This is a genomic window from Bacillus sp. S/N-304-OC-R1 (genome assembly GCF_019749375.1).
GTDB lineage: Bacteria > Bacillota > Bacilli > Bacillales > Cytobacillaceae > Cytobacillus.
Window position 1 is genome coordinate 183257 of record NZ_JACWFE010000013.1, and the last position, 14120, is coordinate 197376.

The 14120-nt window shown below is 35.5% G+C and carries 17 protein-coding genes and 1 riboswitch; of the genes, 11 read left to right on the forward strand and 6 right to left on the reverse strand.

Going from position 1 to position 14120, the window contains the following annotated elements:
* The first annotated feature begins 147 nt into the window (after window positions 1-147).
* Window positions 148-280: riboswitch (FMN riboswitch) on the forward strand.
* Between the two features lie 165 nt (window positions 281-445).
* Window positions 446-1030 carry an ECF transporter S component gene (locus H0173_RS11515; protein WP_221846666.1) on the forward strand — a complete coding sequence of 195 codons (585 nt, stop codon included), beginning with the start codon at window positions 446-448 and terminating at the stop codon, window positions 1028-1030.
* 62 nt (window positions 1031-1092) lie between these two features.
* Here H0173_RS11515 and H0173_RS11520 read toward each other — a convergent pair whose 3' ends face one another.
* Both H0173_RS11520 and H0173_RS11525 read right to left on the reverse strand, forming a co-directional pair.
* On the reverse strand, window positions 1093-1632 hold the full coding sequence (locus H0173_RS11520) for a peroxiredoxin (RefSeq protein WP_260631146.1): 540 nt from the start codon (window positions 1630-1632) through the stop codon (window positions 1093-1095).
* A gap of 175 nt (window positions 1633-1807) precedes the next feature.
* Window positions 1808-2056 carry a ferredoxin gene (locus H0173_RS11525; protein WP_221846668.1) on the reverse strand — a complete coding sequence of 83 codons (249 nt, stop codon included), beginning with the start codon at window positions 2054-2056 and terminating at the stop codon, window positions 1808-1810.
* A gap of 256 nt (window positions 2057-2312) precedes the next feature.
* On the opposite strand from H0173_RS11525, the gene H0173_RS11530 reads away from it, so the two are divergent.
* The 5 genes from H0173_RS11530 (at window position 2313) to H0173_RS11550 (ending at window position 6716) form a co-directional block, all read left to right on the forward strand.
* Window positions 2313-3377 carry a YpbB family protein gene (locus tag H0173_RS11530; protein ID WP_221846669.1) on the forward strand — a complete coding sequence of 355 codons (1065 nt, stop codon included), beginning with the start codon at window positions 2313-2315 and terminating at the stop codon, window positions 3375-3377.
* Complete coding sequence (locus H0173_RS11535; protein ID WP_221846670.1) at window positions 3367-4872, forward strand: RecQ family ATP-dependent DNA helicase; 1506 nt, start codon at window positions 3367-3369, stop codon at window positions 4870-4872. Before H0173_RS11530 ends, H0173_RS11535 begins: the two co-directional genes overlap by 11 nt.
* Complete coding sequence (locus H0173_RS11540) at window positions 4869-5480, forward strand: CPBP family intramembrane glutamic endopeptidase (protein WP_221846671.1); 612 nt, start codon at window positions 4869-4871, stop codon at window positions 5478-5480. Before H0173_RS11535 ends, H0173_RS11540 begins: the two co-directional genes overlap by 4 nt.
* Complete coding sequence (locus tag H0173_RS11545) at window positions 5477-6157, forward strand: LysM peptidoglycan-binding domain-containing protein (protein WP_221846672.1); 681 nt, start codon at window positions 5477-5479, stop codon at window positions 6155-6157. Before H0173_RS11540 ends, H0173_RS11545 begins: the two co-directional genes overlap by 4 nt.
* 100 nt (window positions 6158-6257) lie before the next feature.
* A complete protein-coding gene (locus tag H0173_RS11550) occupies window positions 6258-6716 on the forward strand; it encodes a YpbF family protein (RefSeq protein ID WP_221846673.1) in 459 nt (152 codons plus the stop codon).
* A 47-nt stretch (window positions 6717-6763) separates the two neighbouring features.
* Here H0173_RS11550 and H0173_RS11555 read toward each other — a convergent pair whose 3' ends face one another.
* The 3 genes from H0173_RS11555 to H0173_RS11565 all read right to left on the reverse strand — a co-directional run bounded on the left by H0173_RS11555 (window position 6764) and on the right by H0173_RS11565 (window position 7886).
* Window positions 6764-7333, reverse strand: a complete 570-nt coding sequence (locus tag H0173_RS11555) for a manganese catalase family protein (protein ID WP_221846862.1) — start codon at window positions 7331-7333, stop codon at window positions 6764-6766.
* Window positions 7334-7398: 65 nt separating this feature from the next.
* Window positions 7399-7659, reverse strand: coding sequence for a spore coat protein CotJB (locus H0173_RS11560; RefSeq protein WP_221846674.1), 261 nt, complete (start codon window positions 7657-7659; stop codon window positions 7399-7401).
* Complete coding sequence (locus H0173_RS11565) at window positions 7656-7886, reverse strand: spore coat associated protein CotJA (protein ID WP_221846675.1); 231 nt, start codon at window positions 7884-7886, stop codon at window positions 7656-7658. The genes H0173_RS11560 and H0173_RS11565 overlap by 4 nt, the downstream gene beginning before the upstream one ends.
* Before the next feature lie 136 nt (window positions 7887-8022).
* Between H0173_RS11565 and H0173_RS11570 the strand changes: the two genes are divergently transcribed.
* The 5 genes from H0173_RS11570 to H0173_RS11590 all read left to right on the forward strand — a co-directional run bounded on the left by H0173_RS11570 (window position 8023) and on the right by H0173_RS11590 (window position 13039).
* Window positions 8023-8655 (forward strand): CBS domain-containing protein, encoded by a 633-nt coding sequence (locus tag H0173_RS11570; protein ID WP_221846676.1) that lies wholly within the window; start codon window positions 8023-8025, stop codon window positions 8653-8655.
* A gap of 246 nt (window positions 8656-8901) precedes the next feature.
* Complete coding sequence (locus H0173_RS11575; RefSeq protein WP_221846863.1) at window positions 8902-9687, forward strand: metallophosphoesterase; 786 nt, start codon at window positions 8902-8904, stop codon at window positions 9685-9687.
* 128 nt (window positions 9688-9815) lie between these two features.
* Entirely contained in the window at window positions 9816-10394 is a 579-nt protein-coding gene (locus tag H0173_RS11580; RefSeq protein ID WP_221846677.1) for a genetic competence negative regulator, read from the forward strand.
* 305 nt (window positions 10395-10699) lie between these two features.
* Complete coding sequence (locus tag H0173_RS11585; protein WP_221846678.1) at window positions 10700-11974, forward strand: Glu/Leu/Phe/Val family dehydrogenase; 1275 nt, start codon at window positions 10700-10702, stop codon at window positions 11972-11974.
* A gap of 105 nt (window positions 11975-12079) precedes the next feature.
* On the forward strand, window positions 12080-13039 hold the full coding sequence (locus H0173_RS11590; protein WP_221846679.1) for a YpdA family putative bacillithiol disulfide reductase: 960 nt from the start codon (window positions 12080-12082) through the stop codon (window positions 13037-13039).
* Between the two features lie 40 nt (window positions 13040-13079).
* Here H0173_RS11590 and H0173_RS11595 read toward each other — a convergent pair whose 3' ends face one another.
* Window positions 13080-14057: an asparaginase gene (locus H0173_RS11595; RefSeq protein WP_221846680.1), complete on the reverse strand. Its 978-nt coding sequence runs from the start codon at window positions 14055-14057 to the stop codon at window positions 13080-13082.
* Window positions 14058-14120: the final 63 nt, after the last annotated feature.

Genomic DNA, 14120 nt, shown 5'->3' on the forward strand with positions numbered 1-14120 from the left:
TTTCTAGGAGGAAGTATGTACAAGCTATAAACATAAATAAAATTGATCTAAACAATGATAATACGATCAGCGAAAGAAATAGAAAATTTAATTCCTTCCCAATTCCTTGGTTTTCAAGTATAATAATAGTTGTAATAATTAAATACGGTCTATCTTCGGGGCAGGGTGAAATTCCCGACCGGCGGTGATGAGATTATTCTCTAAGCCCGCGAGCCTTTTTGGGGCAGGATTTGGTGCGATTCCAAAGCCGACAGTACAGTCTGGATGGGAGAAGATGGAGGTTCTGCAGACGTTCAAAAAATGCAGGTTTATTGAACGTTTATTTAGTGAGCCTTTAAATTTATCTCCCTCAAGTGCTAGCTTGAGGGTTTTATTTATGATGGCCACAGTTATCTGCTGAACCTTTCTTCTTTAGGAGAGATAGTCCTAAAAAGGAGAGAGGAACATGAAAAGATTTTCTGTTAAAGCTTTAGTTTCAATTGGGATGTTAAGCAGTATTTCATATGTATTGATGCTGTTAAATTTCCCGCTGCCACCGTTTCCACAATTTTTAATGATTGATTTTAGCGATATACCTGCATTAATCGCTGCGTTAATCTTTGGTCCGCTTGCAGGAATATTAGTGGAATTTATTAAAAATGTTTTGGATTACTTCATGACGGGAAGTGCAACTGGTGTTCCAGTTGGCCATATTTCAAACTTTGTTGCGGGGACCCTGTTTGTACTGCCAACTTACTTTGTTTATAACAAATTAAAAACGAAAAAGGGCATGACCTTCGGGCTTGTTGCTGGAACTTTTATTATGGCGGCTGTTATGAGTGTTTTAAATTACTTTATTATTCTGCCGGCATATACATTTTTCTTGAATGCGCCAGCCATGTCAGCTCCGGAAATGCGTACAATGATTGTAACGGGTATTCTTCCGTTTAATATAGTTAAAGGATTCATAATTACTATTGTATTTATGCTGATTTTTGCTCGTATGAGTACTTGGATTAATAAGCAAGGCTCATACAATAGTGCAGCTTAATGAATAAATCATAAAATAATAAGAAAGAGCAGCGGGAAACCGTTGCTCTTTCTTATTATGACTTACTCTACCTCTAATATTTTCTCTCCTAATGTCCAATCCATTGGACACATGCCGCCAGATTGAAGAGCATTTAAGACACGAATTGTTTCACTTGCGCTTCGGCCAACATTATTATTAGTCATATTTGCGTATTCAATCACTCCATCTGGTCCAATAATGTACATGGCACGATATGCAGCGCCTGTATTCGGATCTAAAACATCATAAGCTTGTGACATTTCTTTTTTGAAATCAGAAGCTAATGTAAGCTGAATATTCCCAATAGCGTTTGGATGATCTGCTTTAAGCCAAGCGCGATGTGTGAAAATACTATCAGTACTCACTGCTAATACTTCTGTATTTAGTTTTTCAAATTCAGGCAAATGTTTATCCATTACTCTAATTTCAGTAGGGCAAACGATTGAAAAATCATAAGGGTAAAAGAAAAGAATAAGCCATTTATTCTTATAGTGATCAAGACTGACTGAAATAGGCAAACTTGTTAAAGACGAAACGGTATCAACTTTAAAATTAGGTGCTGTTTGTCCGATATTCAACATAAGTAACATTCCTTTCGGGGCAAAACATTTTTGTATTTAGTAAAAATTCACTAGGTAATTATATCTAAAAATTATATTTATTTCAAAATATTAACCTATGTAATGATCTTAATTTTTACAAAGGAAAAGCCCCCATTCGCATAGAACAGGGGCAAATATTTAAACAGGAATGTTACTATTCAAATTTAAGTGGATCACCATCAAATGCATCGTCTGCAACTTTTATGGAATCAGTTGGGCAGCCTTCAAATGCATCCATCATATCATCAATTAATACATCTGGAATTTCAACAATTCCTTGGTTATCATCTAGAGTAACGAATGCAATGCCTTCGTCATCGTAATCATAAATATCTGGTGCTGCTGCTCCGCATGCTCCACATGCGATGCATGTTTCCTTATCAACAATTGTGTACTTAGCCATGAAAAATTACCTCCCAAGATTATAACAAAATAATATAAAAAATTTTCCTGTGTGAAGATGGAAACACATCCCTCATCCCCTATTGTAAAACTGAATGGGAAACATTTCAATAGTAAAAGTATTGAGAATGCTTATCATACAAGGTTCTAACAATAGTCAGAATTATAGAGGCTCATACTTTTTATTCATGATAAGATATAGGTGAGTGATTAATATTTAGCTTATCCAAAAAAGTAATAATATATGGTGTGATTTTATGATAGATACTTATTTAAAGTTAATAGTTTTGTATTGTTTACAAAAAATTAATGGACAGCGCTCTATTTATTCAATTTTTCATCTTCTTAAAGGAAAAAAGTCAGCTCAAACAATTCAGGATGCTCATTTCTTTCAATTAACAAATCTTTTTTATACTTTTCCTAATTTACAACGTACTGTATTAGAGGATATCGTTAGCTCTTTAACGGATGAAGGGATCGTAAAGCAAGATGCAGAGCAAAGTTACAGTTTAACTTCTAAAGGTGAAAAGCTGCTGCAGCATTCACTAACGGATCAGTCTATTCCAAATTCATTGAACGGATTAAAGTTTCATCAAATACTTGATCTTTTCTGGGAGAGGCTCTCATTAACAATTCAGGTTATTTCTCATTTAAAAAGCAGGGACACAATGTATCTGCCAATCCAAAGAAAAAAAGAAGCTCACTTCTGGGTAAAAAACTTCCTCCAGCAAACGGCTTTAAACAGGGATGAATTAGGCAAAAAGCTTTACATGGAGCTAGTGCAGTGTCTAGAGGGAAATAAAGAACTTAATCCTTCACTTCTCGTCCTTAGACTGACAGGTTATAAAAAAATCGGATTAACTCCATTGCAGGCTGCGGAGACTTTAACGATCGAATATGATAAATACCATATTCAATTTATTAGTCTTCTTCATTATATGCTTGAAAATATACAAACTAACCAAAAAGATTATCCTCTCCTAAGTATGTTTATTTCTCATGAACAACAATCTTTCTCGTTAACTCAATCTGCACACAAAACATTTTCATTATTGAAAAAAGGTATAATGATTGAAGAGATTGTTTCCATCCGACGACTTAAGAGAAATACAATAGAGGACCATATTGTTGAAATTGCACTAAATATTAAGGAGTTTGATATTTCTTCCTTCGTTAGTGTAAATAAGCAAAAATTAATAATAGAGGCATTTCAGAGAAGCTCGTCAAAACAGCTAAAATATATTCGCCAGTTAGTTCCCAGTGCAGACTATTTCGAAATACGTCTTACTTTAAGTAGAGCGGGTGAGCAGAATGAAACTTGAAAAGCTACTACAGCAACACTTTAACTACACATCATTTAGAACAGGGCAAAAGGAAGTGATTTCATCTTTATTAGAAGGAAATCATACAATAGCTATACTGCCAACTGGGACTGGTAAATCTTTATGCTATCAATTGCCTGGATATGCATTGAATGGACAAGTAATTATTATTTCACCTCTCTTATCTTTAATGCAGGATCAAGCTGAACAATTAATGATGAGAGGTGAGAAAAGAGTTATTGCATTTAATTCCTTTTTAACTTTTGAAGAAAAGCAGCAAGCTTTATGGCAATTAAATAAATTTAAATTTATATTTATTTCACCTGAAATGCTTCGAATTGAACATGTCATGACTAGACTAAAAGAGCTTCAAATCGCACTGTTTGTCATAGATGAAGCGCACTGTATCTCACAGTGGGGCTATGAATTCAGACCAGATTATTTAAAGCTTGGAGAAGTTAGAGAAAAGTTGGGAAATCCTCTTACTCTTGCCTTAACTGCTACTGCCACACCTGAAGTGAAGGATGATATTATTGCTTCACTATGCTTAGAGAATTGGAATGAGTTCGTTTATTCTGTAGATCGGCCGAATATTTCATTATCCGTGGAATTAATAAATTCCTTTGAAGAAAAAAAGAATAGATTAATTGAATTAATAAAAACATTAAAAGGTTCAGGTATTATCTACTTTTCAAGTAAAAAAATGGCTGAACAGATGGCCATCCTTTTAAAGGGAAATGGAATAAAAAAGGCAGCAGCCTATCATGGGGGAATGGAACAGGAATCAAGAATTTTGATTCAGCAGCAGTTTATTCAGGATCAATTAGAGATCATTTGTGCAACAAGTGCATTTGGAATGGGAATTAATAAGGATAATATTCGCTTTATTATTCATTTTCATATGCCACTTCAAATAGAGTCATATTTGCAGGAAATTGGCAGGGCTGGACGAGACGGCGGGAAAAGCCTCGCTGTATTGCTTTATTCCCCAGGAGATGAACAGCTCCCGTTTCAGCTCGCTGAAGGAGAGCTCCCTACTGAAAATCAGGTGAGCTGGCTGTTTAACTGGTTCTTAGACAATCCACAAGCTCTACAGAGATTAACAGATTATGAAGAAGAAATTAGAAGAATTTCCGGCCTTACCGACATTCAGTGGAGAATTATCGCTGACTTACTTCAAGGAATGGAAATGAATCAGCTTGAACATTCAATGAAGCAAATATATACGTTTATTCAAAAACGGCTAAATATTAAAAAGAAGAAAATTGAAGAAATGTATGATTGGACACAAATTTCAGAGTGCCGCAGAAAAAAAATCTTGAAGTATTTTAAAGAAGATAACACAATAGAGATAGAAGATTGCTGCGACTATTGCGGCATTGATTATTCAAAATTTTATTCTTCTAATGATAGAAATAAGATGATAACTCATGAATTAGATATTAATTGGAAAGAACGTTTGAAAGAAATACTATTAAGCGAGCGAATGAAATGAAAGATAAATATACTGGAATTATTAAAGAGCTTACAGAAAAAGAGCTGCTGTTTCATCTCTATTTAACACAAGCGATTCTATTTTTTATATCAATTATTTTAAGCATAATCTTATTTGACCGCATTTCTGACGTACTAAGCCTTTTTGAACTCAAAGATATTAATATTCTGCTTATCGGAGGAAGTGCGGGATTAGCGGTAGTTTTACTAGATCTTATTTTTATGAAGATACTCCCTCCGTCCTATTATGATGATGGAGGGTTAAATGAAAGAGTATTCCGTAATCGCGGTGTACTGCATATGGCGGTTATCGCAGCCATCGTAGCTTTTTGTGAAGAATTATTGTTTCGTGGAATCATACAGACCCATGTTGGTCTTGTTATTACCAGTCTAATTTTTGCGGTTATTCATTATCGTTATTTATTTAATTGGTTTTTGTTTTTAAATGTTGTTGTTTTAAGTTTTTTTATCGGCTATATTTTTTTTATAACAGAAAATTTATTCGTCACAATATTTATGCATTTTATTATTGATTTCTTACTAGGACTAAATATAAAATACCGACATAATAAAGGTTCCAAAAGGGAAACAGGAAGGGATGTTTCATGAATAAAGAAGGCCCTTATAGAGATCAAGCTGAACGCCTAAGAAAAAAGGTTGATCGCAAATGGGAAGCAGAACAATTCACAAATGGGAAAGAAGAATTACCACCAAGAAGCAGACTGCATCGTGAGAAAAGGAAGAAGAATAAATGGAAAGTAAAATATCCTGTTATCCGTCTTCTTGCCTTATTATTTATTTTACTGCCTATCACAATATTTACTATGTATAACTATTTACAAAAGAATAGCTCTTCAGGGACTGAGAAGGCAAGTACTCAATCAGGATATGAAACAATAGGCTTTGAAGAGGAAAAAAGTGAAAAAGGAACGATTATTGAAGAAAGAGAAGAGGATGTAGGGAAATCTGACCAAACAGATAGAGATCAAAAAGAAGAAAAGGATCATGTAACCCCAGCACCTGAATCACCAGTTGTAAATCACGCCGATGATAAGAGTTCTGTCAAACTAGATGAGAAAGTTGAAGAAGAACAAAAAGATAAAGCGAATGAGTCTAATAGTGAAGCTGAAGTGATCTATCATACTGTTAAAGCAAATGAAACGATGTTTCGAATTGCCATGAAATATTACAATTCACAAGCAGGTATCGATATTATTAAAAAAGCTAACGGATTGAGTAGTAATGATATTCAAGCTGGACAAGTATTGAAAATACCAAAGAAATAGATTCATATTCCCCAAACATATAATGCTGTACAAGCTCATACATTAAATAGAAAAGGAATAAGGACAATCCTTGACAAGTATGAGTGAATGGAGGGGGAATATGGAGTCATCTATAACAATGCTAGATGACCGAACCGATCAAGCTACCCGGCAAATGCTGCAAAAGGTAGTAGAAAGGAAACGGAAATTCGATAAATTAAAGCTACAGCATTTAATGACAATGTGGATTACAATTTTTTTGACTTTTTTTTACCTTTTATATATATATAAAACAGTTATGCAGCCTTATTCCTTTTCATTTTCAGCGATGTTCTCGGTTTACGTGAATGAAAAAGCAAATTTATATTTCCTTGTTATCACAGTTGGATTATATGGGTTAATGAATTTATTAAGAGAGAAAAGAGAAAAGGCAGAAAAAGAGTACCATGCTTTGCGCTGCGAAATTATTGATAAGAGCAAAGATTTATGGAAAAAAGAAGATGAATGGAAAAACAGGCATGTCGTATTTGAAATGATGAAGAAGAATTATGATATTAATTTATTTCATGAGAATAAATAGCTGAAAAAGAAGCAGTGATAGCTGCTTCTTTTTTAACTTCAGTAGTATTAGAAGATTCTCTTTTTGCCTTGCTCATCCTTTAGAATTTCTACTGCTTCCCTAAAACGCTGAGAATGAATAATCTCTCTTTCTCTTAAAAAACGAAGTCCGTCATTTAAGTCCACATCATCACTCATATTGATAATCCATTGATAAGTAGCTCTCGCTTTTTCTTCTGCGGCAATATCTTCATATAAATCGGCTATCGGATCTCCCTTTGCTTGAATATATGTTGCTGTCCAGGGAACCCCGCCGGAATTTTCATAATATAATGCGTTGTCGTGATTTGCATAGTGAGCATCAAGGCCAGCAGCCTTCATTTGCTCAGGAGTTGCATCCTTAGTCAGCTTAAACACCATCGTCGCGATCATTTCTAAATGAGCAAATTCCTCAGTCCCTATATCCGTGAGCAGACCGATAATTTTGTCAGGGATTGTATATCTCTGATTTAAGTACCTTAAGGCTGCAGATAGTTCCCCATCGGCCCCCCCATATTGTTCAATTAAAAACTTTGCCAGCTTAGGATTACATGTACTTACCCGAACAGGATACTGCAATTTCTTTTCATAAACCCACATAATCATTCCGCCCCTTCGTTTAAGTAAATTTCAAGTTAGTATAGATAAGTTAATTGCAGCACAGTCTAAACTTGCCATGGCCACGGTGCGTCGTCCCAGTTCCAAGGTTTGCCTGAATAGCTGTGGCCATATTGCATGAGCGGTCCAAATTGGCTTTCAAAGAGCTTCCTGATTTTCTTTCTTTCCTTCACATAGTGATTAAATTGATTGATGGCATCTTCATCACCATTGTGAGTATCAAGGTATAAACTTAATTCAACTAAAACAAAATCAACTGCCTGAAGCTGTTCCAATAATTGATAGTACTCTGCTGGCATTTGCTTCATGTTGAAGGTCCCTCCTTTGCCCTTTCATATGGACTATAATAAGGGTCATAGAATGCCTTCCATAAAGTTCCTGCTCGCAATGCTTCTATTGGAGTAAATTGAGGTAAATTAGGCGGCTGAAAGCCCATATAAAGATTTGGTGGGGTGGAATATGTTTTTACGACAATCGGTTTACAAGGATCAAAAGGACTGACATACGGATAGTAAGCCTTTTCTGGTGTAAACATGCAATCCCTCCTTCTATATGCGTCATTTCATCCTATGACAAAATTTCTTCATTCATGTTACATTCGGAAGGGATTTTATCTCTTGCTGCAGAATAAAGTAATTAGAAACTGTAAATCATACTTTGAGGTGATACGAATGTTTGTAAAAAGCGTTATGATTCCTAAATTCTCTAGCTACACAATTGATCACGAAGCAACAATTAAAGAAACTCTAGATACATTAGAAAAACATCAAATTGATGGATTGCCAGTTCTAGATGGCGATCACTATGTTGGAATGATTACTAGATATACAATTTATGAAAATTATTTTAACGCTGGACAAACAAAGGAAGATTTTATACAGAAGACGAAGGTTAAAGAAATTGCTACACATAAAGATCAATACCTCAAAGGGAATGAAATTTTTGAAAAAACACTTTTAAGTTTAAAAGACTTTCCTTTATTAGCAGTATTGGATGAATCTAAGAATTTTTTAGGGGTAGTAACTCGCTTTGATGTGCTTGAACAATTTCAATCGGCATTCGGAATGAACAAACCGGGTGTCAGAATAGCTTTCACAGCTTCTGAAACAGAAGGAAGATTAGCAAGATTATCAGAAATTGCCCACCAATTTCATGAGCATATCATTTCCATTGTTACATTTGATGAAACAGACAAGCTTGTCCGCAGAATCGTTATGAAGGTGGAAAAGAAAGACAACTTGCAAAAGTTTCTTCATAAGCTTGAGGATTCAGGATTCAGAATTCTCGATGTTTGCGAAGATTAATCAAGTGCCTCAACAATAATTATACGAGAAAAATGCATAATCCCTCTCATACATATTTATGGGAGGGATTATTTTTGATCAGAAAACATGTCAGCTTTATTGGGGGTTATTGTATAATTTCAAATCTGAATTGGCAAACAGCTGTATTTTTCTGTTTTTCTTTTCTTTATGGTATTATTTCTATAGATTTTAAGGAACTTAAACTCGCAAAAGTATAGACATAAAAATGGTGGGGCAGGAGACATGATGATTTATGCAGTAACTTTATCTTTATTAATACTTGGTATTGGGCTTATTCTATTTATGTATAAAGAGGCTTTCGCTGACCGGGTTATTCGGCATAACCTTTTCTTTGAAGAATTTCCGGAAAGTTTTGGAGAAATCAAAATCTTTTTTATTTCTGACATACATAAACGATTAATATCTGAAAAGCTAATTGAAGAAGTTCGTTCATTACACCCTAATATCGTTATTATTGGCGGTGATCTAGTTGAAAAAGGGGTGCCATTCCAAAGGGTTAAAGCAAATCTTGAAAAATTAAAATCACTCGGACCGGTATATTTTGTTTGGGGGAATAATGATTACGAAGTAGACTTTCGCAAGTTAGATACGCTGTTCTTGGACTGCGGAGTGAAAGTTTTGGATAATACGGCTGTTTCATTTGAGTCAGAAACTGGCGATCAATTGATTCTATTAGGTGTTGATGATATGAGTAAAAGACGAGACCGGCTTGATTTAGCACTTTCGGACGCAGGGGAAACAGGATTTAGAGTGTTAGTAAGCCATAGCCCTGATATTATTAGGAAGCTTAAAGAAGACCATCGCATTCAATTAATTTTAAGCGGACATACGCATGGCGGGCAAATACATATTTTGGGCTACAGTCCTTATGAAAAGGGAGGTATAAAAATACGAAAGGGTACGACATTATTAATAAGTAATGGTTATGGAACAACCGCTTTACCATTAAGATTAGGAGCAAAGGCAGAAACTCATGTCATAACTTTAAAAAAAGGGCAGAAGATCGGCTAACTCCCTCTTCTACAATATGGATGCAATGGTAAGATAAGCGCATAAGCTAAATAATTTAGACGACTCACCTTCTTTTGATTCTGTCATACACTAAATAAAAGAGTTGGTTCACGGCAGGGGGCAGTTACATGCGCTTAGAACGTTTAAATTATAATAAAATCAAAATATTTCTTACTCAAGATGACTTATCGGAAAGAGGACTGACGAAAGAAGATATTTGGAAGGATTCAATGAAATGGCATCAGCTGTTCCATGATATGCTGGAAGAGGCAAGTGTAGAATTCGGTGTCGAAATTCAAGGTTCTGTTGCAGTTGAAATCTTTTCAATGCATGCTCAAGGTATGATTATGATTGTAACGATGGAGGAGCCTAATGACGAGGAATTACTTCAGGATGGCTTTATTGAAATGCAAGTTATTATGGATGGCAAAGAGGAAATCCTGTATGAATTAGACGACTTAGAAAATGTCATTAGGTTAGCGAAATGCCTAGAAATCCACAAGATTACAAATGCAAGCCTATATAGGTATAATAATTACTATTATTTTCATCTAGCTAACCAACCTGCGGATGATATTAACAAGCTTGTGGCCATTTTATCAGAATACGGCAATCCGTCTATCGTAAGTATTCATGTGCTGATGGAATACGGATCTGAAATTATTAAAGATCAAGCTATTGAAAAGCTTACTTACTATTTTCAGTAAGAAACAGACGGAGGAGATTTTCTCCTCCGTTATATTTAAGTCTTTCTATTAAAAATAAATAATGATTTCTACCCGTATTGGGAAAAACAAAGGGAGAATATGAACATCGTTTCTAAACTGCTTATATACAATTTTGGTAAATATTTTTTCTGCCTTTTCCTTAATATTACAGAAGTGATAACGGTTACATATAATTATCAAAAAATGCGGAAAAAATTTTTTTCTATCTTGCATAAAATAATCAAAGGTGTATACTATTGCATGGAAGCGGACAACAAATGATAGGATTTCTAGGAGGTTTACAAATGGTGGCCAATAATGGTACTGATACAAATAAAGAAGACAAGCTTGACGTGTTAAAGTCAACGCAAACAGTTATTCATAAGGCTTTGGAAAAGCTAGGTTATTCTGATGAGGTGTTTGAACTATTAAAAGAGCCTCTTCGAATGATGACAGTTAAAATCCCTGTCCGGATGGATGATGGTACAGTGAAAGTCTTTACTGGCTACCGTGCACAGCATAATGATGCAGTGGGACCTACTAAAGGTGGAATTCGTTTCCATCCAGGTGTTACTGAAAAAGAAGTTAAAGCTTTATCTATTTGGATGAGCTTAAAGTGTGGTATTGTGGATCTTCCTTATGGCGGTGGTAAGGGTGGAATTATTTGTGACCCGCGTAATATGTCTTTCCGTGAATTAGAAGCACTGAGCCGTGGATATGTACGTGCTATCAGCCAAATTGTTGGACCAACTAAAGATATTCCAGCTCCAGACGTGTTTACAAACTCTCAAATCATGGCTTGGATGATGGATGAATATAGCAGAATTGATGAATTTAACTCACCAGGGTTTATTACTGGTAAACCATTAGTATTGGGCGGTTCTCATGGACGTGAAACAGCTACAGCTAAAGGTGTAACGATCTGTATTAGAGAAGCTGCGAAGAAGCGCGGCATCGAACTAGAAGGAGCTCGTGTTGTTGTACAAGGTTTCGGTAACGCAGGAAGCTTCTTATCTAAATTCCTTCATGATGCAGGTGCTAAAGTGATTGGTATCTCTGATGCATACGGTGCGCTTCATGATCCTAATGGACTTGATATTGATTATTTATTAGATCGTCGTGATAGCTTTGGTACTGTAACAAACCTATTCAATGATACAATCACAAACAAAGAGCTTTTAGAGCTTGATTGTGATATTCTTGTTCCTGCTGCAATTGAGAACCAAATTACAGATGAAAACGCTCATAACATTAAAGCGAAGATTGTTGTTGAGGCTGCAAACGGACCAACTACATTAGAAGCTACTCAAATCTTAACTGAGCGCGGAATTCTTCTTGTTCCAGATGTTTTGGCATCTGCAGGCGGTGTAACAGTTTCTTATTTTGAATGGGTACAAAACAATCAAGGTTACTACTGGTCTGAAGAAGAAATTGAAGAAAAGCTTGAAAAGATTTTAGTACAATCCTTCAATAATATTTATGAAACTGCTCAATCTCGCCGTGTAGATATGCGTCTTGCCGCTTATATGGTCGGTGTTCGCAAAATGGCAGAAGCTTCAAGATTCCGCGGTTGGGTATAAGCTAGAGTATTTGAATCTTAATGAAAAATCTCCTATCATATTTGATGGGAGATTTTTTTGATGCGTTAATTTTTCTGTTTTAACCATAGAAGGGAGTACGACAAAATGAAAAACGAAGAAGTCATCATTGTTGGAGGAGGACCATGTGGATTAGCGGCTGCAATTTCCCTTCAAGAAATTGGAATAATGCCGCTCATAATTGAAAAGGGAAACATTGTAAATGCAATTTTCCATTATCCGACACACCAAACTTTTTTCAGCACAAGTGAAAAATTGGAAATCGGGGGTGTGCCATTTATAACAGTTGACTACAAGCCGAGAAGAAATGAAGCATTATCCTACTATCGGGAAGTTGTTAAAAGGAAAAATCTAAGAATAAATGCTTATGAGAAAGTAATCAATGTCAGCAAACAAAGCAAGGAATTCATTGTTACGACGGATCAAGCCGAATATAAAGCAGCCTATGTCATTATTGCGACCGGTTATTATGATCATCCTAATTATATGAATGTGCCTGGAGAAAATCTGCCAAAGGTTTTTCATTATTTTAAAGAAGCTCATCCGTATTTTGATAAGGATGTTGTTGTAGTTGGCGGGAAAAATTCAAGTGTCGATGCTGCCATTGAACTAGTTAAAGCCGGTGCGAGAGTAACAGTCATTTACAGGGGGAGCGAATATTCTCCAAGTATTAAGCCGTGGATATTGCCGGAATTTGATTCTCTTGTTCGAAACGGTGTGATCAAAATGGAGTTTAATGCACATATTCAAGAAATTCAGGAAGATACAGTGATTTATACGGTTGGAGAAGAGCGTTATGAAATAAAAAATGATTTTGTTTTTGCAATGACTGGTTATCATCCTGATCATAGCTTTCTTCAGAAGATGGGTGTGGCAATTGACGCTGAATCAGGCAGGCCCATTATTAATAGTGAAACAATGGAAACGAATGTGGAAGGTATTTTCATTGCAGGCGTGATTGCTGCAGGAAATAATGCTAATGAGATTTTTATTGAAAACGGCCGTTTCCATGGAGACTTAATTGCTAAAGCAATTTCAGAAAAATAATCAAACGAAAAGAAATCGGCAAATACCGATTTCTTTTCCATTAAATCTTAAATATTTCCTCAATTTCGGTACGATTATTTGTCGTTTCTAGACCAACAAGCAATTTAATTCGGGCTTTTTGTCCATTGAGCCCATTTGAAAAAATGACTCCCAATTCCTTTAAATGCTTCCCTCCGCCTTCATAGCCATAGACATCCTGGGCAATTCCATTAAAACATCTGGACACAATTACTACAGCAATATTTTTTTCAATTAATGCTTTAATTCCTTCTACTGTGCCAGGCGGTAAATTCCCTTGTCCTAAAGCTTCAATGACAACACCATGATATTCAAGATCACGGATCGCCAATAGAAGGGTTGAATCCATACCTGCATGAGCTTTAATTAATGCTACACGAACTGAAACATTTTGAATGTTGTAATGTTCATAGTTTGTTGGGAGATGATGGAAAAATACACCTCGTTTCGTAACAATTCCAATAGGACCATATTGAGGGCTTTGGAAAGTGGATACATTGCTAGTATGAGTTTTTGTAACATTTTCCGCTGTATGAATTTCATCATTTAAGACAACAAGCACACCTTTATTTTTTGCTTCTTCACAGGAAGCTACATTAATAGATGAGATTAAATTATATAGTCCATCCGAGCCAATTTCATTGCTAGATCGCATTGCACCAGTTACCACTATTGGCAGCTCGGTCTGTACTGTTAATTGTAAGAAATATGCTGTTTCCTCCAATGTATCTGTTCCATGTGTGATAACAACACCAGAGATTTCACCTTTATCTACATAGCTATTAATAATTTCCTTTAGCTTTAGCATTTCAACAGGCGTAATGTGAGGTGAAGGCAGATTGAATGGCTCCTCAATAATAATATCTGCCATAGAAAGCAATTCGAGAGTTTTTTCAGTCATCGGATTGCGTTCGGAAGGCTTAACTGCACCTGTTGATGTATCTTCGCTCATTGAAATTGTTCCGCCTGTATGAATAACAAGTATTTTTTTCTTTTGCATAAAAAACTCCTCCAACTTGCTATAATTTAAAGTAAAAATAGTGTAGAAAGTGTATATTAGAAT